Origin of the sequence: Bifidobacterium eulemuris, from assembly GCF_014898155.1 — a bacterium.
GTDB lineage: Bacteria > Actinomycetota > Actinomycetes > Actinomycetales > Bifidobacteriaceae > Bifidobacterium > Bifidobacterium eulemuris.
Window position 1 is genome coordinate 330,126 of the sequence record NZ_CP062938.1, and the last position, 24,813, is coordinate 354,938.

Below are 24,813 nucleotides of genomic sequence, written 5' to 3' on the forward strand. Positions count from 1 at the left end.
GCCGAATATGGATCCTTACGCGGCTAGGCGAGCAGTTCCGCGATCGCGTCGGGAATGGCTTTGACCACATCGGAGGCGACGATCGGATGGCCTATGGCGTTGAACCGATGCCGGCCCGTCATGCCGAACACATCCGGCTCCTGCCAGCCGCGCTGTTCGGATTCCGAGGCGATGGAGGCCGCCACTCCATGCAGGTAGGCGCCGGCCGCGGCGAGGGAGGCCACGTCGTCGGCGTATTCGTCCGCGTCCACCCCCTCGGCGTCCTCGTCGTATTGCGCCAGCAGCGCGCCCAGCATGCCGGCCAGCACATCGCCCGCGCCGGCGGTGCCCAGCCAGGCGGGCGCGACGCCCGAGGCCAACGTCATATCCGATTCGCCGACGACGATGGTGACAGCGCCTTTAAGCAGCACCGTCGCGCCGGTCAGATCATGCGCGAGCCGCGCGTACCGCAACGGTTCGGCCAGCACGTCGGCCGCCGATACGGGCTCGTCACGCCCCGCGGGATCCAGCACGGCGGAATCCAACGCGGCGCCGTCCGCGTTCTCATCGTCCACTCGCGGCGCGTCCCCGCGCAGGCGGTTGACGAGTTTGGCCAGTTCTCCGGCATGCGGTGTGACGACCACCTGCGGCGGCACCTGACCGGGCAGCAGGTCCAACGCGCCGGCGTCCACCACGATGGGCGGCATATCATAGGCGGGATCGTCGTCGGTGGCGTCCACGGCGAGCTCGTAATGGGCCAGCAGCCGCGCGATGGTCTCGCGTTGGATGTCGGTCTCACCGTCTTTGAGCGCCGCGGCCTCGGGCACGCCGGAGCCGACCACCCACGATTGCACATGTCCTTTGCCGAGCACCGCCTCGGGTACGGCGGCGAGCACCATGTTCTGCGCGCGTTCGGGGCCGAGGTAGCGCACCATGCCGGTGTTCGCGCGCGACGCGGCCCGCACGGTGAGCACGGCGGCGCCGGGGTATCTCGCGGAGCCGGTGACCAATCCCACCACGCCGCGCGAGTATTTGGAATCCATCGCATGGGGCAGGCGTATGGCCTCGCCGGCCTGTTCGCCGCCCACCGCCGTCACGACGGGATTGCGCGAATCCAGGTCGAATCCGAAATCGACCAGTTCAAGACGCCCGCAGGCGAATGTGGCCGGCGGCAGCACGGCGCAGGGCTTCATCGCGCCGAACGTCACCGTCATGTCGGCGGGGATATACGGTCCGGGCAGCGAACCGTCGTCCACTCCCACGCCGGACGGCGTGTCGACGGCGAGCACCATGGGCAGTTCGCCGGACGGTTCGCGGTTGGGCGTGGCCGCCCGATAGGGGAGCGGCGCGGATGGGTCCCCATCGTGAGGGGCCATGCCGAGCGATGCGGCGATGGTGGCGGGGATGCCGCGCAACGGGCCGACCAGCCCGATACCGGTCATCGCATCGATGATCAGATGCGCGCGTTGGGCCAGCTCGATGGCGGCCTGCAGCCGTTCCCCGGCCTCGCCCGCGGAGAATCCGGCGGAGCAGCCCGCGATGTCGGCGGCGGGGTCGAGCACCAGCACTTTGCCGCCGGCCCGTACGAACGCGGCGAATCCTTTGTCATGCAACGCGCGCCCCACGGCGATGGCGGTCACCTTCGCGCCCTCCTCGGCCAGCGCGGCGGCCGCGAACAGTCCGTCTCCGCCGTTGTCTCCGGCACCGGCGAGCAGCACGACGCGGGCGTGGTCCAGATCGACATCCACGTCGTCCAGCATGCGGGCGGCCACCTGCGCCGTGGCCGAGGCGGCCATGCGCATCAGCGGCACGTTGTCGTCGAGCAGCGGGCGCTCCATAGCGCGCACGGAGGCGGCGTCATAGGCCGCATGCAGAAGAAGATGGCGACGTTCTACGTCTTGTGCGCTGTCCATGGGGAGTCCCTTCGTTGCGGCCGGTGCTGACGCAGCCCACTCTACTCGCCTTGGACCGTGTTCATTCCGCGCCGAATCACGTCGCCACGATGCCGACACAGCGTTCACTCGATCAGGGCGACGGGAGCCAGGGTCTTATTGCGCTCGATGATCGAGGCGATCTGTTCGGGGCTTTCCTTGCAGCCGCGTCGCAGCCACAGCCACAGGATCGACGAGACCGCCGAGGCGAGGATCTCCTGCGCGTACGGCCGGGGAATGCCGTGGGAGGAGTCGGAACCGTCGGCTCCCGGCCCCGGCAGCTTCACATCGACCAAGTTTTTAAGGATATCCTTCATACGGTCGTAGAGGGTCGTGTCCGCGCCCTGCACGGTGATGGCGGCGAAGAACTCGTATTCGTCGCTGATGCGGGTGAGCGCCGCGAGAATCGCGTCATAGGGGATGTAGTCGCATGGGTCGAGATGCTCGCGCGATTTCCGGTCGGGTGCGGCGTCCAGCACCATCGAGGCGATGGTTTCGACCTCGTCGTCGATCAGCCTTTGGCGCAGATCGTATTTGTCGAGATAATGCATGTAGAAGGTGCCCCGGTTGACGCCCGCCTCGCGCGCGATGTCGCTCACGGTCATGGCGTCGAATCCTTTCGTGCCCATCAGCGTGATGAAAGCAGCGCGGATCTTCGCTTCCGATTGGGTGGCGCGTTTCGCCGTCATGCAGGCTCCTTTGTTTCGACGATTCGCCTCGGAGTGTTCAAATTGAACAACTCGAAGCGGATTGTTCATTGACCCGTCGTCGTTCGGATTCTACAATCGCAACGACAATAAATCAACATGTTGTTCAAATAAGGATTATACGCGGCAATGCCATACATCGAGATGAACCACAGCGTCAAACGCTATCGCATGGGAGACACCGTCATCGAAGCCAACAAGGACGTTACCTTCGCCATCGAGCAGGGGGAGCTCGCCATCATCCTCGGCGCGTCCGGCGCGGGCAAATCGACGGTGCTCAACATCCTGGGCGGCATGGACACCAACACCTCGGGGCAGGTCGTCATCGACGGCAAGGACATCTCCGGATATTCCGCCCGGCAACTCACCGACTACCGTCGCAACGACATCGGCTTCGTGTTCCAGTTCTACAATCTCGTCGCCAACCTCACCGCCAAGGAGAACGTCGAACTCGCCTCCGAAATCGTCGCGGACGCGCAGGACCCCGTGCAGGCGCTGACCGACGTGGGATTGCGCGACCGTGTGAACAACTTCCCCGCGCAGCTGTCCGGCGGGGAGCAGCAGCGCGTCGCCATCGCCAGGGCCGTGGCGAAGAACCCGAAGATCCTGCTGTGCGACGAACCCACCGGCGCCCTCGACTACAACACCGGCAAACAGGTGCTCCAGATCCTGCAGGACATGAGCCGCCAACGCGGCGCCACCGTCGTCATCGTCACGCACAACTCGGCCATCGCTCCCATCGCGGACCGGGTGATCCGCATGCACGACGGACGCGTCACCGCCGTGGAGACCAACGAACATCCGATGGACATCAAGGATCTGGAGTGGTGACATGAGCAGACGCATGCTGCGCAAAGACATCCGTCTGGCCTTCACGCATTCGTGGGGACGCTTCGTCTCCATCGTCTGCCTGATGGCGCTGGGGTCGTTCGCCTTGGTCGGACTGTGGGTCACAGGGCCGGATATGGAGGCGACCGGCAAGGCGTTCTATGGAGAGCACAACCTCGCCGACGTGACCGTGGTGTCCGAATACGGGCTGAACGACGACGACCGGACCGTCATCTCGGGCACGCCGGGCGTGCGCCAGGCGGAATTCGGATATTTCAAGGACGTGGTCATCAAAGGGACGAACCGCAGCGTGCGGATCAACTCGCTGCCCGAAGCCGTATCCACCTATGAGGTGATCGAAGGCAGACTGCCCCAGGCCGCCGACGAGATCGCGCTGGACGAGGGGCTGGAGGACTCCTACGGCGTCGGCAGCACCTTCACACTCACCGAGGAGCCGGACATCGCCGGAGACACGGTGCTGACCGCCGACGAATTCGAAGTGGTGGGATTCGTGCGTTCCAGCGAGGCGATCTCCGGACTCAACCTGGGCACATCCACGGCGGGCAGCGGACAGCTCAACCAGTACGCGGTCGTGACCGAAGCGGCATTCGATTCCGACGTGGCGATGATCGCCCGCATCACCTTCACCGACACGCAGGGACTCGACTATTGGAGCGACGAATACGCCGACCGCGTGCAGGAGCACAAGGACGAGCTCTCCACGCGTCTTGCGGACCAGCCCGACAAACGTGTGGAGGAGATCCGAGAAAGCCGGCGCGAGCAGATAGCCAAGGCCCGCCAGCAGGTCGACGAGGCCAAGACGCAGCTTGCCGACGCCGAGGCGCAACTCGACCAAGCCAAAGCGCAGATCGAGGCCGGCAAGGATCAGATCTCAACCGAAAGCAGTACCGCGGTTTTGGGCGCGCAGGCCACGATGGACGACATCGGCGGCGATCTCGACGTGATCGATTCTTCGATCAACGCGCTGCGCGACGCCCAACAGCGGCTGGAGGAGGTGCTGTCCGACAATCGCAGCCAACAGGCCGATTCCCTCGAATCCGCCCAACAGCAGCTTCAGGCGCTGAACGATGCCATCGGCGACCTGTACAACCAGATTGGCAGCACGGCCGACCAAATCCAGGATTCGCAGCGCTCCATCCGCTCCAAGGCGAGTGACCTCGCCGACTCCGCGACGGACGGCACAAGCCAGCTGATCGAAGGCCAGCGCACGCTGGAACAGGCCGAGGAGGAATACCAGACCAAGCTCGACGAATTCAACGAGGCCAAGCCGGCGGCCGAGGAGCAGATCGCCGAAGCCGAACGGCAGATCCGTCTCGCCGAGGAGAAGGTGGAGGGCCTGAGCGTGCCGGCCTATTCCGTCAACGGGCGGCGCGAGGGACTTGGCGGCGAGGGCTACCGCGTGTACATGATCATCGCGGACATCGTGGCGAAACTGGCGCGCATCTTCCCGATATTCCTCTATCTGGTGGCGGCGCTGGTCACCTTCGCGACCATGGGACGCATGGTCGACGAGGAGCGCGTCAACTCCGGCACCCTCAAAGCGCTGGGATACTCCGATATGGATGTGATGCGGAAGTTCACCATGTACGGCTTCGCCGCCTCTACCGTCGGCACCATAATCGGCGCGGCCGCCGGACACACGCTGCTGCCGCTGATCGTGGACCGGGCGTATTCGAACGGATTCCGCCTGCCACGCATCAGTCTCGAATTCCACCCCGGCATCACGCTCGTGGCGTTCCTGCTCGCCTGGGCGAGCGCCGTGCTGCCCTCATGGCTGGTCGCCTCGCGCGAACTGCGAGAGAAGCCCGCCGCCCTGCTGTTGCCCAAACCGCCCGCCAAAGGGTCCACGATCCTGCTCGAACGGGTCACGCCGCTATGGAACCGGATGAGCTTCACGCGCAAGGTCACGGCGCGCAACCTGTTCCGATACAAGGGACGCATGGTGATGACCATATTCGGCGTGTGCGGCGCGGTGGCGCTGCTGTTCGCCGGGCTCGGCGTGCAGGGCTCCATCGGCGAGATCAGCGAGCGCCAGTTCGGCGACCTGATCCACTACGACCTCATCGTGGCGGAGAACTCCGACAACAACCAGGAGCAGAGCGACGAGGTGCAGACGGCGCTCGAGGACGACGCGGTGCGCTCGTCGATGCCCATCCACTACGAGACGCTGACGAAAACCGTCCGGGATTCCGTCGACAAGCAGGAGATGACCCTGCTGGTGACGGACGACCCGTACAACTACGGCGACTATATGACGCTGCGCGAGCGCGGCACGGAGCGCACCCAGGTGCTCACCGACAACGGCGCCGTCATTTCGGAACGGCTCAGCGAAACCTTGGGCGTCGGCGTGGGCGACACGTTCACGGTGGACGACGAGAACGGCGTGGAGCGCCGCATCACGGTCACCGGCGTGTGCGAGATGTATATCGGACATTTCGTGGTCATGAGCTCCGGAGGCTACGAACGCGCCTTCCATCAGGAATACCAGTCCAATGCGCATATGGTCAGGCTCGTCGACACCAGCACCGACAACGCGGCCGAGCAGGGGGCGCGGTTCATGGAGCTTTCCGGCGTGAGGGGAGTGGTGCAGAACATCACGAACAAGCAGATGGTCGACCAGATCGTCATCTCGCTCAACCAGATCATGGAGGTGCTGATCGTCGTGGCCGTGCTGCTCGGCGTGGTGATCCTCTACAACCTCACCAATCTCAACGTGTCCGAACGCATCCGCGAGCTGTCCACCATCAAGGTGCTCGGCTTCCACACGGGCGAGACGACGATGTACATCTACCGGGAGACTCTGGTGCTGTCGGCGTTGGGCGTTCTGGCCGGGTTCGGGTTCGGCGCGTGGCTGCACCGCTACATCATCACCGAAGTGCCGCCCGACGAAGTGATGTTCGATCCCTCCCTCGTGCCGCACGCCTTCTGGATGCCGGCCCTGGTGATCGCGCTGGTGCTCGCCGCGCTCGGCTGGGTCGTGTGGCGCCGGCTGAAGAAGGTCGATATGCTCGCCGCGCTGAAGTCCGTCGACTGACGGACGGGATTCGCCATGCTTTTTGCGCATGGCTGAACCCTCGTGCGAAACATTTGAATCCGAAATACGCCTCTCCTAGAGTGTGAGGCGTATCAATGATGCGCCTCCGGTCCGGTCGCGCCCGCCGTCGCGGCGGCCGTCGGCCGGGCGGGAGCGCCGTTCAAGGAGCGATTCTATGAAGGCAGCGATTTACAAAGGCATCAAGCAGATGGCGTGCGAGGAGCGTCCCGCGCCCGCGATCGTCGACGCCGGCGACGCGATCATCCGCGTGGTGCGCGCCTGCGTGTGCGGTTCGGACCTGTGGTTCTTCCGCGACGGCCGTGACGCGGACACGCAGACCGGCCATGAGGCGATCGGCGTGGTCGAGTCGGTGGGTGACGACGTGACCGTCGCCAAGCCGGGCGATTTCGTGGTCGTGCCGTTCCCGTTCTCCTGCGGCGTGTGCCCGGTGTGTAAGGCCGGTTTCGAGTCGAGCTGTCCGCACGGCGGCTATTTCGGCTCCGACGAGGGCATGGGCTGCCAGGCCGAGACGCTGCGCGTGCCGCATGCCAACGGCACGCTGGTGGTGGTTCCGGGCGACGCGAAGTCGTTCTCCGACGAGCTGCTGGCCGACCTGCTGGCGCTGTCCGATGTGATGCCGACCGGCTACCATGCGGCCGCCTCCGCCGAAGTCAAGCCGGGCGACACGGCCGTGGTGTTCGGCGATGGCGCGGTGGGATTGTGCGGCGTGCTGAGCGCGAAGATCCGCGGCGCCAAGCGCATCATCGCGATGAGCCGTCACGCCGACCGTCAGGCTCTGGCCCGCGAGTTCGGCGCGACCGATATCGTGGCCGAGCGCGGCGACGAGGCCGTGGCCAAGGTGATGGAGATGACCGGCGGCTACGGCGCGGACGCGGTGCTTGAATGCGTCGGCTCCGCCCAGTCGAACGACACCGCGATGAAGGTGGCCCGCGCCGGCGCGACCGTCGGCCGCGTGGGTCTGCCCCACGACGTCGAGGCCGACATTCCCGGACTGTTCTACCGCAACGTGGGGCTCAAGGGCGGGCCCGCCCCGGTGCGCCATTACGACACCGAGGTCGACCATCTGCTCGACCTGGTGATGAAGGGCGAAATCCACCCCGGCCGCGTGTTCACCGCCGAGTTCACACTCGACGAGATCCAGGAGGCCTACGCCGCCATGGACGAGCGCCGCACCATCAAGTCCCTGCTGCGCGTGAGCGAGGTCTGATGATGTTTGGCAAGAAGAACAACGGATTCTTTGCGGACGGACGGCAGACGCTGGAACAGAGCGATCCCGAGTTCATCGAACTGTTCTCGAACTTCGCCTATGGCGAGGTGGTCGAGTCCGAAGGCGCGAACCATCCCGAACTGACCGACGCGAAACGTTCGATGGCGATTCTGGCCGCGCTGATGGGGTGCCAGGGCGTGGACGCGTTCGCGATGATGGTGCCGGTCGCCCTTGATTCCGGCGTGACCCCGGTCCAGATCAAGGAAATCGTCTACCAGGGCACCGCGTATCTGGGATTCGGCCGCACGCTGCCGTTCCTCAAAGCCGCGAACGACGCGCTGCACGAGCGCGGCGTCGCGACCCCGCTGGAACCGCAGGGCACGGTCACGGCAGACACCCGCGAGGCCGCGGGCGAGGAGACGCAGATCCGCATCTTCGGCGAGCATATGCGCGGCTTCGCGCACAGCGAGCCCGCCGAGACGATGCATATACGCCAGTGGCTCGTCGATAACTGCTTCGGCGACTACTACACGCGCGGCGGCCTCGACGACCGCGAGCGCGAGATGATCACCGCCTGCTTCCTCGCCGCGCAGGGAGGCTGCGAGCCGCAGCTCACCAGCCATGTGAGGGCGAATGTGGGCGTGGGCAATTCCAAGGAGTTCATGATCGCGGTCGTCTCGCAGATCATGCCCTACATCGGCTATCCGCGCACCCTCAACGCCCTGGCCTGCGTGGACGCCGCCACCAAGGAGTAACGCTCCGTCATTCCGGCGGGGCTTTGCCTCCCCCTCGTCATTCCGAGCGCAGCGTAGCTTCCCCTCGTCATTCCGAGCGGAGCGTAGCGGAGTCGAGGAATCTCACGTTCAAGAGATTCCTCGGCTCCGTTTCTTTTGTAGGCAGGTCACATCAGGCCTTTGTATGTCGCGCCGGGGTACATGAACTCGTAGATCAGATTGCCGCTGCGTTCCATCCGGTCGTCATCGGTGGTGAGGATGAGGTCGCCGGTGGCGGAATATCGGGTGTACGCGGGATCGAGGCCGTTGAGGCCGGCGACGGTGCGCTTGATCCATGGCAGGTTGTTCCGCCCGTTGCATTCGATGATCTCGTTCATACGCAGCGTGTAGTCCGCGGTCACACCGTCGTTGCGGAACACGTAATGGATGGCCTTCGGATAGTCCTTCTCGCTGACCTCATCGTGGTAGTCCTCAAGCACTTCGCATTCCACGTTGCGGGTGTTCTCGAAGATGAGGTCGCCGTTCTCGTCCTGGATGAACACGATGGGGAAGCGCGCGTGGCCCATCTTTTCGTTGGCCACCATGTCGAATACGAGCATGGAGCAGTCGTCGAAGCTTTGCCGCGCCCACACCCAGTGGTTCCATTCCTTCAGGAAGTTCACGTTGCCCCACTGATGGTCGTGATAGCCGTAGCCGTGCGCCTCGACACGCTTGCCGTCGATGGTCAGCGCGCCGCTGACCTCGCCTTTGGGCACCGCGCAGAACCATGTGTAGAAGCGGTCCGGCGAGCCGAATTCGAAGTACGCGCTACCTGGGCGGTATGGCTTCGACAGGCTGTGCAGATGCAGATCCGCGCCGAGACCGTCGATCGGCTCGACGTGGATGTCATAGTCCTTGAGGTCGCCGCTGAAGCGGTGCGCGGCGTAGCGCACATCGCATTGCCGTTCGCCCCACGACGCCTCGGAGACTTGGAATTTGGGTTCTCTCATGTATTCGGTGCCGTCCGGCAGCGTGACCTTGATGGTGAAGCGTGGGTGGTCCTTGCCTGAATAGAGGTGGGCGCCGGATTTGGTGAAGAACTGGATGACGACTTTGGTGCCGTCGTCCAGAATCGCGTCGAAATACCACCATTCCCACATGCCTTTGGCCGACGTGCTGCGGCGGCCGTCCTCCCATGTTTCGATATGCTCCGGATTGACGCCCAGCCGCACGTAATCCTTGGGGTCATCCATCAGTCTCGCCGTGGTCATCATCATCGTCCTTTCTAACGAGCGAACGCATGTTAATTGACATTCGCAACTTTTCTTGATATGACCATAACCACGGGCCCATCGGGCCGCAAGGAACGAATGATGAGGATTCGTGACTTAATTGACGAATCGGGTTGATTCCTCCACGAAAAGGTGAATGACGATGAACGGACAACACGACTTCCAGTCGCCACCGCGATCTTTCGCGTCCCGCGACCTGCGTGTGCGCAAAACCTATGCGGCCCTGTTCGCCGCGTTCAAGGAGCTGATCGGCCGCAAGCCCTTCGAGGCGATCACCGTCACCGAACTGTGCGACGCGGCCATGATCCGCACGGCCACGTTCTATAAGCATTTTCAGGACAAATACGATTTCTTCTCGTTCATGGCGCAGGAATTGCGGGCCGATTACAGCGCCAAAGCCATACGCGGCCGCGACGGGAACATCGGCGCCGTGGAGTACTGCGAGGCCATCATCCGCGCCGGATTCGATTTTCTGGAAGACAACAAGGAGCTGCTCAAGGCGCTGGACGGCGGCAAGGCGGCCAATATCCTGATCCATGCCACGGCCGAAGGATTCCATCAGAATCTGGCCGATCGTATCCGGACCGATCTGCTGAACAGAGATCCGCGACGGACGGACGAAGAGGCCTCCCGCGACGCGACGCTGCTCGCGGAGATGTTCATCGGCGCGATCAGCCAGACCAGCCAATGGTGGTTCGCCCGCCGCGACCAGGTCGACAAGGACGACACCGTCGCCAGACTGACTGCCATCATCCGCGCCCTCGCCGCCAACTACGTCGCCTGAGTCATATCCACTCGCATCGCTGAACCAATCTCAACATCGGAAGCGTATCGGAACAACGCGGCGACCTCTTCAATTTTGTGGATGATATGCACAGGTACGAGCCGGAACTCTTCGCCAATCTGAAATAATAGACCACCATCATCGGCATGCCAGACGCCGTTCATTCACCGACTATAGGCGCATCTTATCGTCCGACGGCAGCATCCGACTTGATGCCCGGGTCAAGCAGAGATGGAGGAGCGAGGCCGGGGGACGATTTCGTCGTAAAGCCACCATAATGATTCATCGTCGTTAATGTCGGATGACTGATTGCGGGGGATGTCGTCGGCTTCTCGGCTTTCGTCGATGATGGTGCGGATTATGGACGCATGGTCCGCGATGATACCGCAGACTCCCAGGCGCAGGTCGTGGCGCATGGTGTCGGCATCGTTCACCGTCCATACGTAGACCGGAATATGCAGATCGCGCGCGTGTTCGAGCAACATCGTATTGAGCTGGCTTTCCTTCAACGCCACGAAGTCCACATCCATCTGCCAGTTGAGGTTGCCCAACGCTCCGAAGACGCAGTAGCCCACCCACCAGCGCGGCCGTTGCTGTTGCAGCCGATCCACGGCGTTCGCATTCGTCGACATGAACATCGCCCGGTCCGCGAAATGATGCCGTTCGACCGTCTCGATCACCGCGTCGGCCAATCGTTCGGCTTGTCCCTGTCCACCGGCGGTTTTTAGTTCGATCAGCAGTCCCGGACCGTCGGTCATGTTCTGCGCCGTGATGATGGCCTGGTCGAGCGTCGGCATGCGGAAATCCTCGCCACGCGAGGTGAGGCGCACCGCCTGCAATTGCCGCAGCGTATGCTCGGCGACGGCGAGATTCTCGCCGTGTTTCGCCAAGCGTCGGGTCGTCTTATCATGCAGGACCACGACCTGCCCGTCACCGGTGAGCCGCACGTCGATTTCGACATAGTCCGCGCCACGCGCCCCCGCGGCTTGGATGCCGGTCAAGGAGTTCTCCGGAGCCGAGGAATCCCCACGGTGGGCGATGGCCAGTGGCTCGTGCGACAGCGGCTCCTGCTGCAGATACGCCACTACGGGAACCGCCAAAGAGGCAATCGCGATTATCGAGATGATGACGCGCCACCGTGTGTCCCTGCCGACACGGGTTCTTCCGGAATCCGTCATACTGGCCCGTCCTGCGAACCGTCGCGGAGATGATATGGCAGATGATATGGCATCGGCCGCGTTTTCGTTCCACTGCGCAACGCCGGCAGACGTATACCGAATCATGGATACCAGCAGACAGCCGAACGCGAACGCTGCCGCCGAGGCCACCAACCACCGTATGGTGGTGGCCGTCAGCTGTTCGCGGAAATACGACGATCTGACCACGTACCGCAGCAGATACACATTGAAATCCCGTACGCTCACCGATGGCGTCGTCCACACCAAACGTGCGGCCATCTCGCACAGCGTGATGGCGAGCAACGCTCCGACGATTCGCAACCGTCGCCCCATGTCCAGGGTCTTCCATCGCCCCACACTGTCGTGGCAGGCTTTGGCGAAACTGGTCTCCTCACACGACATCGACACCGGCGCGAATATCAGAGCGACATATGCAAACGCCGCCACGCATACGGCCGTCGCGCCGACGATCCGCCCGGGCAATGTCGCGGCGATTTCATCGATGACGTATCGTGGGAACTCCAAGGTGGGCAGCAGCGATGACGAATAGCCGATATGGATGAGCAGGACGAGGAACACATAGTACGGCAGGGCGAGCAGCGACGAGGGGTGGCGAAGGTTTCCCAGCCGCGCGATCGAATACCGATACACAAAGGAGGCGTTGTGGCGGGAGTTTTCCATCAGGCATCGCGCGAAGGTGAGCATCACCGTGATTTCGAACACGCCGGCGACCAATGCGATCGCCGCGAGGATTCCAAGCAGTATGATGCCCGGAATCGTCAGAAACGCCTGCAGAATGCCGAGATCGTCCATCATCGGCGAGACGAGACTCGCGTCGGCGTACCAGTTGACGATCAGATCGCATGGCGGCGTGAGCACCAACGTCACCGCCAGCCGGTACAGGATTTCGAACGCCAGCGCATGCCCCGCCCAATATCCCAAACGATGCGCGCTCGCCCAATCCGCCCAGCGCGCGGTTACTACCGCCATGCCATTTCTCCTTCGAATCGTTCCGCCAAGCATTGATATGGCCATTGTGGCAAGCCGCGGAGTTTTCCGTACGCGAGTTCAGTGGCCGCTACGGGGATTTTCAGGGAAAAATCAGGGAATGTCGGGTCGCATGGGCAAAGGTCGAAGCCGACCGTCAGGATGGATGGCATGACTGAATCGACACCTATCATTCGTGCCATGCGCCGCGACGATCTGCCGCGGATCGAACAGCTCACCGGCGACATGTGGTATGCGGAATATGAGCCTAAAGTGGGGGCCGCGCTGTCGCATATCGATGTGGAGCATTGTCTGGCGCGCGCCACCTTCGCGCGGGTGGCGGAATTGAATGGCGAGATCGTGGGGTTCATCCTCGCCAGTATTCCCGCGCATACCACTCAGGTGAGCAAATTGCGCCATACCGTGCGTATGGTCGGCTCCGCACTGACGCTGCTGGCCGACGCAGCCGGGCGTCGCGGGCTTGATGAGTTCGCGCGCATCGCCCACGTGGACGACCGGTTGCTGCGTGATGCCGGACCGTTCGATGCGGAGGTGGTGCTGTTCGTATTGGCGCCGGCCGCGCGCGGGCATGGTCTGGGCAAGCGGATGTTCGATGCCGTGATGGAGTATTTCGCCGCGAACGGCATCGACGAGTACTTTTTATTCACGGACACGACCTGCGACTACACGTTCTATGAGCATCGCGGACTGGAACGCAGGGGAGCGCTGCCGTTGGAGACCAAGCCTGGCGACTGTTACGGCAGTGAACCGCCGACGTTTTTTGTTTACTCGGGGACGACTTCGCACGGGCCCCAAGCAAAGTGAGTGCCGTGCGACCTTTCCGCACATGAAAGTCACATCGCCTCACATGCCAAAATGGCGGCATTCCAAGGAATGTCGCCATTTTATGTTCGTTTGAAGCCTCTCAAAGGGTCACACGGGCGATTATTGAAGACAATCCGTGCGTCGAGCCTCCGTCTACTCCTCGGCGACCAACTCGAGATAGGAGTCGTTCCACAGATCCTCATCCCCGTCGGGCATAAGCAGCACGCGTTCGGGGTTCAGGGCCTGCACGGCACCCTCGTCGTGGGTGACGAGCACAATCGCACCTTCGTATTTGGCGATGGCCTTCAGAATCTCCTCGCGCGATGCGGGGTCGAGGTTGTTGGTGGGCTCGTCGAGCAGCAGCACGTTCGCGCGCGAGGTGACCAGCGTGGCCAGGGCGAGTCGCGTCTTCTCGCCGCCGGAGAGCACGTTGGCGGGTTTCATCGCGTCGTCGCCGGAGAAGAGGAACGAGCCGAGAATGGAGCGCGCGTGCGTGTCGTCGAGTTCGGGTGCCACATGGGTGAGGTTCTCCAACACGGTCGCGTCCAAGTCGAGCGTGTCGTGCTCCTGCGCGAAATAGCCGATTTTGCAGCCGTGCCCGTAGTCGACCGATCCGGTGTCGGGGTCCTCCAAGTGGGCGAGCAGCCGCAGGGTGGTGGTTTTGCCCGCGCCGTTGTAGCCGAGGATGACCACGCGCGAGCCCTTGTCGATGGCGAGGTTCACGCCGGCGAACACGATGTTGGATCCGTACGCTTTGGATATGTCCTTCGCCATGATGGGCGTGCGTCCGCAGGGCGCGGGCTCGGGGAAGCGGATGTCGGCCACCTTCTCGGCCTTCTGCGCCTCGGAGGTTTCGCTCAGGAGCTTTTCGGCGCGGCGCATCATGTTCTGCGCGGCCACGGCCTTGGTGGCCTTCGCGTGCAGGCGGATGCCCTGCTTCATCAGTCGTTCGGCCTTCTTCTCGGCCACCTCGCGCTCGCGGCGGCGGCGCTCCTCGTCGACGACCCGCTGGTGCAGGTACGCCTTCCATCCGATCGAATACATGTCGATCATGCCGCGCTGCGCATCGAGATGCCACACCTTGTTCACCACTTCGTCGAGCAGTTCGGTGGAGTGGGAGATGACCAGGAATCCGCCCTCGTATTTCTTCAGGTATCCGCGCAGCCATTCGATGGAGTCGGCGTCCAGATGGTTGGTGGGCTCGTCGAGAATGAGGGTGTCCGCGTCGGAGAAGAGGATGCGCGCCAGTTCGATGCGGCGACGCTGGCCGCCGGAAAGCGTGCCGAGCGGCTGGGACATGACGTCCTGGGGCAGGCCCAGCGAGGCGGCCATGGCGGTCGCTTCGGATTGGGCCGCGTATCCGCCGGCCTTGTCGAAGTCCTGCATGGCCGTGTCGTATCGGTTCATGGCGCGGGTCATCACGTCCGGATCCGGGTCGGTCATCTCTTTTTCGGCCTTGCGGATGCGGCTGATGATGGCGGCGATGTCGCGCGCGCTCATCATGCGGTCGAGCGCGGTCTGTTCGGGGTCGGCGGCATGCGTGTCCTGCGGCAGATAGCCGAGTTTGCCGGAGATGCGCACTTTGCCGGCGGTGGGCAGCATATCGCCGGTGATGACGCGGGTCAGGGTTGTTTTGCCTGCGCCGTTGCGTCCGACCAGACCGATTTTGTCGCCTTTGGAGACGTGGAAGTCCGTCGGGTTCAACAGCGTGCGAGCGCCGATCTGAATCTCCAGGCCCTGTGCCTCGATAGCCATGCCGATAACCGCTTTCTCATGTTCGTTGCTTCGCGTGAAAAGTCCAACCGTCCATCATAGCGAACAGGCTGGGCGAGATTGGAAGCATCGCGCGCATTCGCCGATGCCGAGCGGTCAAGGATGGGATTCCCATGCTGGCGTCTCCGCGGGTTCCCTCATCGTCTTCCTTATCCGAACGGGTCGCCGAACCGCCGTGTCACTCCTGCAGCAGCGCGGGAATGAGTCGGTGGAACAGGACGCCTGCGACGATGGCGGAGGTGATGTCGCTGATCGGCTCGGCCAGGAACACGCCCGTGACGCCGAGTCCCGCCACATGGGGCAGGATGAGCGCCAGCGGTACCAGCAGGATGATCTTGCGGAAGATCGCGAGGAACAGCGACGGCTTCGCCTGCCCCATGCCCACGAAGGAGCATTGCACGATGTTCTGGATGCCGAACAGTCCCATGCCGCAACAGTAGTAGGGCAGCGTGCGTGTCACGATGCCTGCGATGGTGGCGTCTGTGGTGAACAGCGAGGCCAAGGCGGCGGGGAACAGCGCGAACAGCAGGGTCATCGTCGAGTTGATGGCCACCTGCACCACCATCATGGAACGGTAGGTGCGGCGCACACGGTCGAACAGGCGCGCGCCGAAGTTGTATCCGATGATCGGCTGCACGCCCTGCTGGATGCCTTGCGAGAAGATGAAGATCAGCTGCATGAGGCTGGTCATGATGGTCATCGCGGCCACGTAATGGTCGCCGCCGTAGCGTTGCAGCGAGGAGTTGAACACCACTTGGATCAGCGATTCGGTGATCTGCATGATGAACGGCGAGACGCCCAGCGCGAGGATGTTCACAATGCGCCGGTCGATGCGGATGTCGCGCACGCGCAGACGGATCGCGCTGCGTTGCGAGGCGAGGAATCGCACGATCCACAGGGCGGCCAACGTCTGCGCGATCACATTGGCGAGCGCCGCGCCTTCGACGCCCATATCGAGTTCGATGATGAACAGCCAGTCGAGCGCGATGGAGCTGAGCGCGCCGATCATCGTGGAGACCATGGCCACACGCGCCTTGCCTTGCGCGGTGATGAAGGTGTTGAGGCCGAGTGCGGCCATCACGCAGACCGTGCCGGAGAGGTAGATGGTGAGGAACCGTTCGGCGTAGGGCAGGGTGTCGGCGCTCGCGCCGAACGCCATCAGGATGGGTTCTTTGGTCAGTTGCAGAATGGTGGGGATGACGATGGCGATGACCAGCAACGCCGCGACGGAGACGCCGAGCAGCCGTTCCGCCTGGCGTTTGTCGCCCCGTCCGAGCTGGATGGAGGCGAGGGGAGCGCCGCCCATGCCGATGAGCATGGCGAACGCGGAGATCGCCAGCGTGATCGGGAAGCATACGCCCACGCCGGTCATCGCAAGGTCGCCCACGCCGGGGATGCGCGCCAGGAACAAACGGTCGACGATGGTGTACATCGCGTTGCACGCCTGCGCCACCACCGCCGGCACCGCCAACGACCACACCAGCCGTCCGATGGGTTTGGAGGCAAGACCATTCGATTCCGCAACGTCCATATCACCGGTCCTTCCTCGACAAGCTTCCGGCCCACATGCTAGCCCCGCTGCCGAACAAGGCGCCACACGTCAGGCGGCACGCGGGTTCAGATCGGTCGGACGTTCAGGAACTCACGTAGGTCGGCGATTTCCTGGTCGCAGATGGCGTGGCCCATATCGGGGTAGTTCAGGTCGACGAAGCCGTGAGTGGCGGAGAGTTTCTCGCGCGCCGTCCGCTGATCCTCGGCGGGTATCGTGCGGTCGAGCCCGCCGTAGGCCAGCACGTATCGTGTGCGCGAAACATCCGGTGTCGCCGAACATTCTCCTTTGAACGACGGGCTGAGCAGAACGGCCTCATCGAACGCTTCCGGACGCTCCACCGTAAGACGGTAGGAGAGGTAGCCGCCTTGAGAGAATCCGACGAGGGTTTTGCGCATGCCGCGGTACAGGGGCGAGTCGAGCATGGAGACGACCGCGTCGCCCACGCGCGAGCATTCCCTCCTCCGTTCCGCCACGCCGCATCCGTCCGGATACCAGTAGTTGCCGCCCATATACGGTCTGGGATAGGTGGCCCGGAACGACAGGTAGTTGGGGGCGCGATTCGAGCCGGCATAGATAGCGTCGAGGATGCGGACCATCTCGCTTTCGTCATTGCCGAACCCGTGGAACATGACGAACAGGCGCTCGCCTTCGGCATGATCGGTCCCGATGTTCTGCACGCAGCGAAGTCGCATACCAGCCTCCTTGAACGAGCGACGCAATGCGTCCCATAGTACCCAAACAGGGGTTTCAAGATGAGCGTGATACTGACGCATGCCGGAACCTTCCGATGCCGCCCATCCGAGCCCTACATGGAAGTTCGCTCGGATCAGGCCGATTTCATGGTTTCAACGTCGTTGCGGAAGTCTTCAAGTTTTTCTTCCGCGCGATCCCAATCTTCGGCGAAGATCTCACTTCTCATATCCGAATAAAGATTGTAGACATCCGAACGAAAATCGGACCACACATCGTACACGTCCGACTTAGCATCCGACCAACGGTCATATTCCTGAGAACTGATATCCGACCATTCACCGTAGCTCGCGAGGTCGTAGCCGTCGGAAACGACGCCACTATAGAAAGCGTCAAACGCATCGCTCAGCACGCCGTCGTAGACGTCATCGAAAATCGCGCTTCCCGCATCCTCATACACATTGTCGTATAACTCGTCCATATCGTCGTATTTGTCGCCTCTAGACGCATCGGAGGCCAGAATGAACTCGGCGTATTCGATGCTGTATTCGCGAAGACGAACGCATAAGTCCTCGGTCGAGCTCAGCACACCATCGTAAAACGCCTCGACGGAATCGATGTTGCTCACGTAGTCGTCGTATGTGCTCGTTTTGGCGACCAGAGACTCGTATGTCTGAGTCATCGACGTGATGCTGCCATCAACGTCGGCCGCGACTTTCTCGTTCAGTTCGTCAAGAGACGCCACCGTACCGGCCGTGCCACTTGCATCCTCCTTCCCCTTCTGCTGTTCGGCCGCGTTCTCGGAGGAACCGGACGCGTTGCCATCGGAATTGGAGTCCGCGGTGTTGCCGCATGCCGCCAGAGTCAAGGCCATTGCGGCCGCGAGAATCAGCGCGAGGGGTTTCTTCATCATCATTGGTGTGCCCTTCCATCTCATGGAGCATGTCACGGACCTGCCCTCATGCCTATACGTATCGGTCACAGTACGCCAGCGAAACATCACCCCTCTCAGTTGCCAACTGAATTCACCGGAGCGCGCGGTCTTGTACTCTGGAGCACATGACCGAAGACGAGAAGGAAGAGCATCTGACCGAGGAGCTGCTGGAACGGCTTCTCTCCAGTGCAAGCATCGAAACGTATCTTGACGAAGAACATATCGGCGAACGCCAACTCACCGATTACCTGCATGGACTGCTGGAAAAGCATGATCTCAAACGCGCCGACGTGGCACGAGACTCGGGACTCAACGCCACCGTCGTCTACGACATCTTCTCTGGCAAAAGCCGCCCCGGACGAGACAACGCAATCATGCTCGCTTTCGGCCTCAACTGTGATCTGACCGAGACGCAACGTCTCTTGCGGCTTGCGGGAGCCTCAGAACTGTGGTGCAAGCAACGACGCGACGCGATTCTCATCTGGTGCGTGAAGAACGGATTCGACCGCGCCGCGGCGGACAACGAACTGATCAGACTGGGGGAGAAGCCGTTGTTGACGTAAGCTGAACTCAACAAACGAGACACGGCGCGCAACGACGATAAACAGGGAGAGGCATGGACGACAAGCAGACCATGCATGCGATGAGCATCGATGACTCCTATCATGTCGAACGCGTGCTCGCGAGAGGCGCGGCCGGCGTCACCGAACTGGTCAGCATCGCCGGAACAGGCCCCTTCGTCCGCAAGAAAATCCCAACACAGCTTGCCCGACGTCGCGTATGGTCGGCGCTCGCGGATTGCCGGAGCGCGCGATTGCCGCAAGTCCAAGCCACATACGAGCTGCCCGACTGCTTCGTGGTGGTCTACGACTACGTCGAGGGGTCAACCCTTGATCAGATCGTCAACGAACGGGGACGCATGCCCGCTGAACAGGCCGCCCACGTCATCGAACAAGTGTGCGAAGCCGTACAGGAACTGCATGCGCACGGCATCGTGCATCGCGACATCTCGCCGTCGAACATCATCCTCGCCGACGACGGCGCGCATCTCATCGACCTGGGCATCGCCCGCATGAGAACGGAACAGGCGACGCACGACACCACCGCGTTGGGCACCTGGGGCTTCGCGTCCCCGGAGCAGTACGGCTTCGCGCAAACGGACGCCCGTTCCGACGTGTATTCCATCGGACGTTTGTTCGGATATCTGCTTACGGGCGTCTATCCCGACGATGCCGCATATGAAAAAGCGCTCGCCGACGAATCGATCGTGCCGCCCCGTCTCCGCGCCGTCATCCTGAAAGCGTGCGCCTTCGAGCCGAGCGCGCGACAGCAAAGCGCCGAAGACCTGCGTCTGGAAGCGCTCGGACGGCGGAATCCTCGTGCGGAAACACATACGAAAGTCAGCGATTCCCGGCACAGCGCGACACAGCGACACGACAAGGGCAAACCTCGCTGGAGCGTCTTGCGAATATTCGCGACATCCATTGCGACGGTATTCATCGCATCCGTGATCGTCACCGTCGCCACCGTCGCGTTCTCCTTCTATGCCGCAGAACATTTCGATGGCGGCAATGGCTCCGACGCGACGCCGCAACACTCCGATTCCGCGGTCACGGATGGCGGCAGCACGCCGTCCTCCACCCCCATCCACAACCCTCCGCGTTACGCGTCCTACGAGGTGTACGCACAGTCTTGGTGATACCCGAACATACGGCAACACGCTCGAACAGGTGTTCGATTGATGGGGTGGTGTGAGGTATTCTGTAAGTCGGTTATTTGACGAGCGGAGGATGACGTGGCAGCTCAGACGACAACGCACACGGGTGCGAACGGCGATATGCAAGACATCAGCAACACAGGTTTGACGACGACGGCGGAACGCGTGCTCGACAGCGATTCCTTCCTCGCCAAGGAACTCACCAAAGCGCCGTTGATCGAAACGAACGACGGGCGCTCGCTGGTCGCCGACATCTCGCATATCCCCAACGACTTGAAGGTCGTGATCCAAGGCGCCCGGGAGCATAATCTCAAAAACGTGGATCTCGCGGTGCCGCGCAACCGTATGGTCGTGTTCACCGGCCTGTCCGGCTCGGGCAAGTCCTCGCTCGCATTCGACACGCTGTTCGCCGAGGGTCAACGCCGCTATGTCGAATCGTTGTCCGCATACGCCCGCCAGTTCCTCGGTCAGATGGACAAGCCGGATGTGGATTTCATCGAAGGTCTGTCGCCGGCCGTCTCCATCGATCAGAAGACCACGAACCGCAATCCGCGTTCGACCGTCGGCACCATCACCGAGGTGTACGACTATCTGCGTCTGCTGTTCGCGCGCACGGGTGTGCCGCATTGCCCCGAATGCGGCGAGTTGGTCACCGCGCAGACCCCGCAGCAGATCGTCGACGCCCTGCTCGCCAAGCCGGAGCGCACGCGGTTCCAGATCCTCGCGCCGGTGGCCAAGGGCCGCAAGGGCGAGTTCGTGGAGTTGCTTGAGGTGCTGCGATCCGACGGCTACGCCCGCGCGCTGATCGACGGCGAGATACGCCAGCTGTCCGACGAGATCAAGCTCGCCAAGCAGAAGAAGCACACCATCGAGGTGGTGATCGACCGTTTGGTCGTCAAGGACGGCATCCGCCAGCGTTTGACCGATTCGGTGGAGACGGCGCTGCGCTTGGCAAACGGCGTGGTCGTGGCCGATTTCGTGGATGAGGCGGAGGATTCGCCCGAACGCCGCCAGCCGTTCTCCGAACACCGCAGCTGCCCGAACGGGCATCAGCTGGAGCTCGACGAGATCGAGCCACGCACCTTCTCCTTCAACGCGCCCTACGGCGCATGCCCGGTGTGCACCGGCCTGGGATTCAAGCTGGAGATCGACCCGGAGCTCATCATCGCAGATCCGGAGAAATCCTTGGCCGACGGCGTGATCGAACCGTGGTCGAGCACGAAAACCACCTCGCAGTACTACAGCCACGTGCTCGAAGGCCTCGCCGACGAGATGGGCTTTTCGATGCGCACCCCCTGGAAGGACCTGCCCGAGGAGGCGCGGCAGGCGGTGCTCTACGGACGCGACTTCAAGGTGAAGGTCTCCTACCGCAACCGCTGGGGGCGTCTGCGCGAATATTCCACCGGATTCGAGGGCGTGGTGCGCACGCTGATGCGCCGGCATGACGAAACCGATTCCGACGCGATGAAGCAGTACTACGAGTCGTATATGCGCGAAGTGCCGTGCCAGGAATGCCAGGGCCGAAGGCTGAAGCCCGAAGTGCTGGCCGTCACGGTGAACGGCAAGTCGATTTTCGACGTGTGCGACATGCCTGTGGTGCGCGAGCTGGAATGGGTGAACGAGCTCAAGCTCGAAGGCGCCGCCGCGCAGATCGCGGGGGAGGTTCTGAAGGAGATCAAAGCGCGGTTGGGCTTCCTCAACGACGTGGGCCTCGACTATCTGACCCTGTCGCGCGCGGCCGCCACATTGTCGGGCGGCGAGGCGCAGCGCATCCGATTGGCCACGCAGATCGGTTCCGGTCTGGTCGGCGTGATGTACGTGCTCGACGAGCCGTCCATCGGCCTGCACCAGCGCGACAACGAACGCCTGATCGAAACGCTGCACCATCTGCGCGACCTCGGCAACACGCTGATCGTCGTCGAACACGACGAAGAGACCATCAAGGAGGCCGACTGGCTGGTGGATATCGGCCCCGGCGCGGGCGAGCACGGCGGCGAGGTCATCTACTCCGGCCCGGCCGCGCATCTGACCGACGCGACGCGTTCGATCACCGGCGACTACATCGCCGGCCGCCGCGAGATCGCCGTGCCCGAACACCGCCGCAAGGTGCGCAAAACCAAAACGCTGAAAGTGGTGGGAGCGCGCGAGAACAATCTGAAGAACCTCACCGTGAGCTTCCCGCTCGGCGTGATGACCGTGGTCACCGGCGTCTCCGGCTCGGGCAAGTCCACACTGGTGAATTCGATCCTCTACCCGGTGCTGGCGGACAAGCTCAACGGCGCGCGCATCGTGCCGGGCAAACACACGCGCGTCGAAGGCGTCGACCAGGTGCGCAAGGTGATTCACGTCGATCAGAATCCGATCGGCCGCACGCCGCGTTCCAATCCCGCCACCTACACGGGCGTGTGGGACAAGATCCGCACGCTGTTCGCCAAAACGCCCGAGGCACAGGTGCGCGGCTACGGGCCGGGCCGTTTCAGCTTCAACGTCAAAGGCGGACGGTGCGAGGCCTGCCATGGCGACGGCACCCTGAAAATCGAGATGAACTTCCTGCCGGACGTATATGTGGAATGCGAGACCTGCCACGGCAAGCGTTACAACCGCGAGACCTTGGAGGTCAAATACAACGGCAAAACCGTCTCCGACATCCTCGACATGCCCATCGAGGAGGCGGCGGGATTCTTCAAGGCGTATCCGTCGATCGCGCGCTATCTGGACACTTTGGTGGACGTCGGCCTCGGCTATATCCGTCTCGGACAGCCCGCGCCCACGCTTTCGGGTGGTGAATCGCAGCGCGTCAAGCTCGCCACCGAACTGCAGAAGCGCTCCGACGGCAAAACCGTGTACATCCTCGACGAGCCGACCACCGGCCTGCATTTCGAGGATGTGAGGAAGCTTTTGAAGGTGCTGGACGGACTGACAGACAAGGGCAACACGGTGATTGTGATCGAACACAACCTCGACGTGATCAAAACCGCCGACTGGCTGATCGATCTCGGCCCCGAGGGCGGCGACGGCGGCGGCACCATCGTCACCGAAGGCACGCCCGAACAGGTGGCCGACTGCGCCGACTCCTGGACGGGCCGTTTCCTCAAGCCCATGCTCGGCTGACGGACTCGCAAGCATAACGAAAATGGCCCCGCCTAACTTAGGCGGGGCCATTTTCGTTGACATAAGGTTTTATTTTTACGTCATCCTGAGCGGAGCGAAGCGGAGTCGAAGGATCTCGCGGCATTTTCGCAGACGTGAGATCCTTCGACTCCGGCCTAGCGGCCTCCGCTCAGGATGACGAGCATATTGCATTCTTCGCTCAGGGTGGCGGCGCGGGAATCCGTCACTGGATGGCGGCAAGCGCCTGGTCGAGGTCGGCGATGATGTCGTCGGCGTTTTCGATGCCGCAGCTCAGACGCACGAGGTCGATGCCGACGCCGGCCTCCTCGAGTTGTTCCTCGCTCAGCTGGCGGTGCGTGGTGCCGGCCGGGTAGAGGGTGCAGCTGCGCGCGTCGGCCACATGCGTGGCAATCGACACCATCTTCAGTCCGTCGAGGAAGGCGGAGACCTTCTCGCGGCCGCCGGGCACGCCGAAGGAGATGACGCCGCAGGTGCCGTTCGGCATGTACTTCTCGGCCAGCGCGTGGTACTTGTCGCCGGGCAGTCCGGGGAAGTTCACCCAGCTGACGCGCGGGTCGGCGGCGAGGAATTCCGCCACCTTCTGCGCGTTCTCGCAGTGGCGGGCCATACGCAGGGCGAGCGATTCCAGATGCATGCCCATGATCCACGAGTTGACGGGCGCGGGGGTGGAGCCGAAATCGCGCATAAGCTGCGCGGTGGCCTTGGTGATGTAGGCGGCCGGGCCGAAGTCCTTCGCGTAGGTCACGCCGTGGTAGGAATCATCGGGGGTGGTGAGCCCGGGGAACTTGTCGGCGTGGGCCATCCAGTCGAAGTTGCCGGAGTCGACGATCGCGCCGCCGACGCAGGAGCCGTGGCCGTCCATGTACTTGGTGGTGGCGTGGGTGACGATGTCGACACCGAACTCGAACGGGCGGCAGTTGATCGGCGTGGGGAAGGTGTTGTCGACGATGAACGGCACGCCGTGCTTGTGGGCGGCGTCGGCGAACTTCTCGAAGTCGAGCACGATCAGCGCGGGGTTGGCGATGGATTCGCCGAACACGGCCTTGGTGTTCGGCCGGAACGCGGCCTCAAGCTCCTCAGGCGTGCAGTCGGGGCTCACGAAGGTGCAGTCGATGCCCATTTTGCGCATGGTCACGTTGATGAGGTTGAAGGTGCCGCCGTAGATCGCGGAGGAGGCGACGATATGGTCGCCGTTGTTGCAGATGTTGAACAGGGCGAAGAAGTTCGCGGCCTGGCCGGAGCTGGTGAGCATCGCGGCCGCGCCGCCTTCGAGCTCGCAGATCTTCGCGGCGACGGTGTCGTTGGTGGGGTTCTGCAGGCGCGTGTAGAAGTAGCCGGATTCGGACAGGTCGAACAGGCGGCTCATCTGTTCGCTGGACGTGTATTTGAACGTCGTGGCCTGGATGATCGGGGGAGTGCGGGATTCTCCGTTGCCCGGCTGATAGCCTCCCTGCACGCATGTGGTATCGATCGCGCTCATATACGGCTCCTTTGCGTTTGCGACATCA

General features: G+C 62.9%; 17 protein-coding genes and 1 pseudogene. 9 read left to right on the forward strand and 9 right to left on the reverse strand.

Annotation, left to right across the window (positions count from 1 at the left end; translation table 11 throughout):
- Positions 1-23: 23 nt before the first annotated feature.
- The gene (locus BE0216_RS01445) at positions 24-1,892 is read right to left on the reverse strand and encodes a bifunctional ADP-dependent NAD(P)H-hydrate dehydratase/NAD(P)H-hydrate epimerase (protein ID WP_094636246.1); all 1,869 of its coding nucleotides are present in this window, start codon (positions 1,890-1,892) and stop codon (positions 24-26) included.
- Between the two features lie 104 nt (positions 1,893-1,996).
- Entirely contained in the window at positions 1,997-2,599 is a 603-nt protein-coding gene (locus BE0216_RS01450; protein WP_094636245.1) for a TetR/AcrR family transcriptional regulator, read from the reverse strand.
- Between the two features lie 147 nt (positions 2,600-2,746).
- Here BE0216_RS01450 and BE0216_RS01455 point away from each other — a divergent pair, with 147 nt between their 5' ends.
- The 4 genes from BE0216_RS01455 to BE0216_RS01470 all read left to right on the forward strand — a co-directional run bounded on the left by BE0216_RS01455 (position 2,747) and on the right by BE0216_RS01470 (position 8,483).
- Complete coding sequence (locus BE0216_RS01455; RefSeq protein WP_094636244.1) at positions 2,747-3,448, forward strand: ABC transporter ATP-binding protein; 702 nt, start codon at positions 2,747-2,749, stop codon at positions 3,446-3,448.
- A gap of 1 nt (position 3,449) precedes the next feature.
- On the forward strand, positions 3,450-6,500 hold the full coding sequence (locus tag BE0216_RS01460; RefSeq protein WP_094636243.1) for an ABC transporter permease: 3,051 nt from the start codon (positions 3,450-3,452) through the stop codon (positions 6,498-6,500).
- Positions 6,501-6,675: 175 nt separating this feature from the next.
- A complete protein-coding gene (locus BE0216_RS01465) occupies positions 6,676-7,728 on the forward strand; it encodes a zinc-dependent alcohol dehydrogenase family protein (protein ID WP_094636242.1) in 1,053 nt (350 codons plus the stop codon).
- A gap of 2 nt (positions 7,729-7,730) precedes the next feature.
- Positions 7,731-8,483, forward strand: a complete 753-nt coding sequence (locus tag BE0216_RS01470) for a carboxymuconolactone decarboxylase family protein (RefSeq protein ID WP_094636448.1) — start codon at positions 7,731-7,733, stop codon at positions 8,481-8,483.
- A 146-nt stretch (positions 8,484-8,629) separates the two neighbouring features.
- Here the strand turns inward: BE0216_RS01470 and BE0216_RS01475 are convergent, their stop codons facing one another.
- Positions 8,630-9,712, reverse strand: a complete 1,083-nt coding sequence (locus BE0216_RS01475; RefSeq protein ID WP_193042822.1) for a lipocalin-like domain-containing protein — start codon at positions 9,710-9,712, stop codon at positions 8,630-8,632.
- A gap of 163 nt (positions 9,713-9,875) precedes the next feature.
- On the opposite strand from BE0216_RS01475, the gene BE0216_RS01480 reads away from it, so the two are divergent.
- Complete coding sequence (locus BE0216_RS01480) at positions 9,876-10,517, forward strand: TetR/AcrR family transcriptional regulator (RefSeq protein ID WP_158217179.1); 642 nt, start codon at positions 9,876-9,878, stop codon at positions 10,515-10,517.
- Positions 10,518-10,738: 221 nt separating this feature from the next.
- On the opposite strand, the gene BE0216_RS01485 is transcribed toward BE0216_RS01480, so the two are convergent.
- Complete coding sequence (locus BE0216_RS01485) at positions 10,739-12,685, reverse strand: glycerophosphodiester phosphodiesterase family protein (protein WP_158217178.1); 1,947 nt, start codon at positions 12,683-12,685, stop codon at positions 10,739-10,741.
- 168 nt (positions 12,686-12,853) lie between these two features.
- Between BE0216_RS01485 and BE0216_RS01490 the strand changes: the two genes are divergently transcribed.
- Positions 12,854-13,507 carry a GNAT family N-acetyltransferase gene (locus tag BE0216_RS01490; RefSeq protein ID WP_158217177.1) on the forward strand — a complete coding sequence of 218 codons (654 nt, stop codon included), beginning with the start codon at positions 12,854-12,856 and terminating at the stop codon, positions 13,505-13,507.
- Between the two features lie 153 nt (positions 13,508-13,660).
- Here BE0216_RS01490 and BE0216_RS01495 read toward each other — a convergent pair whose 3' ends face one another.
- From BE0216_RS01495 to BE0216_RS01510, 4 genes are all read right to left on the reverse strand, one after another.
- The gene (locus tag BE0216_RS01495) at positions 13,661-15,262 is read right to left on the reverse strand and encodes an ABC-F family ATP-binding cassette domain-containing protein (RefSeq protein WP_094636237.1); all 1,602 of its coding nucleotides are present in this window, start codon (positions 15,260-15,262) and stop codon (positions 13,661-13,663) included.
- 196 nt (positions 15,263-15,458) lie between these two features.
- Positions 15,459-16,811 (reverse strand): MATE family efflux transporter, encoded by a 1,353-nt coding sequence (locus BE0216_RS01500; RefSeq protein ID WP_094636236.1) that lies wholly within the window; start codon positions 16,809-16,811, stop codon positions 15,459-15,461.
- 86 nt (positions 16,812-16,897) lie between these two features.
- Positions 16,898-17,524 (reverse strand): alpha/beta hydrolase, encoded by a 627-nt coding sequence (locus BE0216_RS01505; RefSeq protein WP_094636235.1) that lies wholly within the window; start codon positions 17,522-17,524, stop codon positions 16,898-16,900.
- 134 nt (positions 17,525-17,658) lie between these two features.
- On the reverse strand, positions 17,659-18,438 hold the full coding sequence (locus tag BE0216_RS01510; protein ID WP_094636234.1) for a hypothetical protein: 780 nt from the start codon (positions 18,436-18,438) through the stop codon (positions 17,659-17,661).
- Positions 18,439-18,581: 143 nt separating this feature from the next.
- On the opposite strand from BE0216_RS01510, the gene BE0216_RS01515 reads away from it, so the two are divergent.
- The 3 genes and pseudogenes from BE0216_RS01515 (at position 18,582) to uvrA (ending at position 23,284) form a co-directional block, all read left to right on the forward strand.
- On the forward strand, positions 18,582-19,019 hold the full coding sequence (locus BE0216_RS01515) for a helix-turn-helix domain-containing protein (RefSeq protein WP_094636233.1): 438 nt from the start codon (positions 18,582-18,584) through the stop codon (positions 19,017-19,019).
- Positions 19,020-19,072: 53 nt separating this feature from the next.
- A pseudogene (locus tag BE0216_RS01520) lies at positions 19,073-19,793 on the forward strand (serine/threonine-protein kinase); the annotation flags it as partial.
- 500 nt (positions 19,794-20,293) lie between these two features.
- Entirely contained in the window at positions 20,294-23,284 is a 2,991-nt protein-coding gene (gene uvrA / locus BE0216_RS01525) for an excinuclease ABC subunit UvrA (RefSeq protein WP_094636231.1), read from the forward strand.
- A 223-nt stretch (positions 23,285-23,507) separates the two neighbouring features.
- On the opposite strand, the gene BE0216_RS01530 is transcribed toward uvrA, so the two are convergent.
- Positions 23,508-24,785 (reverse strand): O-acetylhomoserine aminocarboxypropyltransferase/cysteine synthase family protein, encoded by a 1,278-nt coding sequence (locus BE0216_RS01530; RefSeq protein WP_072725972.1) that lies wholly within the window; start codon positions 24,783-24,785, stop codon positions 23,508-23,510.
- Positions 24,786-24,813: the final 28 nt, after the last annotated feature.

What these genes read in the sequence shown, in the direction of transcription:
- BE0216_RS01445 (WP_094636246.1), bottom strand. Translation starts at nt 1,892, where the DNA reads ATGGACAGCGCACAAGACGTAGAACGTCGCCATCTTCTTCTGCATGCG.
- BE0216_RS01530 (WP_072725972.1), bottom strand. Translation starts at nt 24,785, where the DNA reads ATGAGCGCGATCGATACCACATGCGTGCAGGGAGGCTATCAGCCGGGC.
- BE0216_RS01475 (WP_193042822.1), bottom strand. Translation starts at nt 9,712, where the DNA reads ATGACCACGGCGAGACTGATGGATGACCCCAAGGATTACGTGCGGCTG.
- BE0216_RS01485 (WP_158217178.1), bottom strand. Translation starts at nt 12,685, where the DNA reads ATGGCGGTAGTAACCGCGCGCTGGGCGGATTGGGCGAGCGCGCATCGT.
- BE0216_RS01500 (WP_094636236.1), bottom strand. Translation starts at nt 16,811, where the DNA reads ATGGACGTTGCGGAATCGAATGGTCTTGCCTCCAAACCCATCGGACGG.
- BE0216_RS01490 (WP_158217177.1), top strand. Translation starts at nt 12,854, where the DNA reads ATGACTGAATCGACACCTATCATTCGTGCCATGCGCCGCGACGATCTG.
- BE0216_RS01480 (WP_158217179.1), top strand. Translation starts at nt 9,876, where the DNA reads ATGAACGGACAACACGACTTCCAGTCGCCACCGCGATCTTTCGCGTCC.
- BE0216_RS01495 (WP_094636237.1), bottom strand. Translation starts at nt 15,262, where the DNA reads ATGGCTATCGAGGCACAGGGCCTGGAGATTCAGATCGGCGCTCGCACG.
- BE0216_RS01510 (WP_094636234.1), bottom strand. Translation starts at nt 18,438, where the DNA reads ATGATGATGAAGAAACCCCTCGCGCTGATTCTCGCGGCCGCAATGGCC.
- BE0216_RS01515 (WP_094636233.1), top strand. Translation starts at nt 18,582, where the DNA reads ATGACCGAAGACGAGAAGGAAGAGCATCTGACCGAGGAGCTGCTGGAA.
- BE0216_RS01450 (WP_094636245.1), bottom strand. Translation starts at nt 2,599, where the DNA reads ATGACGGCGAAACGCGCCACCCAATCGGAAGCGAAGATCCGCGCTGCT.
- BE0216_RS01465 (WP_094636242.1), top strand. Translation starts at nt 6,676, where the DNA reads ATGAAGGCAGCGATTTACAAAGGCATCAAGCAGATGGCGTGCGAGGAG.
- BE0216_RS01460 (WP_094636243.1), top strand. Translation starts at nt 3,450, where the DNA reads ATGAGCAGACGCATGCTGCGCAAAGACATCCGTCTGGCCTTCACGCAT.
- BE0216_RS01455 (WP_094636244.1), top strand. Translation starts at nt 2,747, where the DNA reads ATGCCATACATCGAGATGAACCACAGCGTCAAACGCTATCGCATGGGA.
- BE0216_RS01505 (WP_094636235.1), bottom strand. Translation starts at nt 17,524, where the DNA reads ATGCGACTTCGCTGCGTGCAGAACATCGGGACCGATCATGCCGAAGGC.
- uvrA (WP_094636231.1), top strand. Translation starts at nt 20,294, where the DNA reads ATGCAAGACATCAGCAACACAGGTTTGACGACGACGGCGGAACGCGTG.
- BE0216_RS01470 (WP_094636448.1), top strand. Translation starts at nt 7,731, where the DNA reads ATGTTTGGCAAGAAGAACAACGGATTCTTTGCGGACGGACGGCAGACG.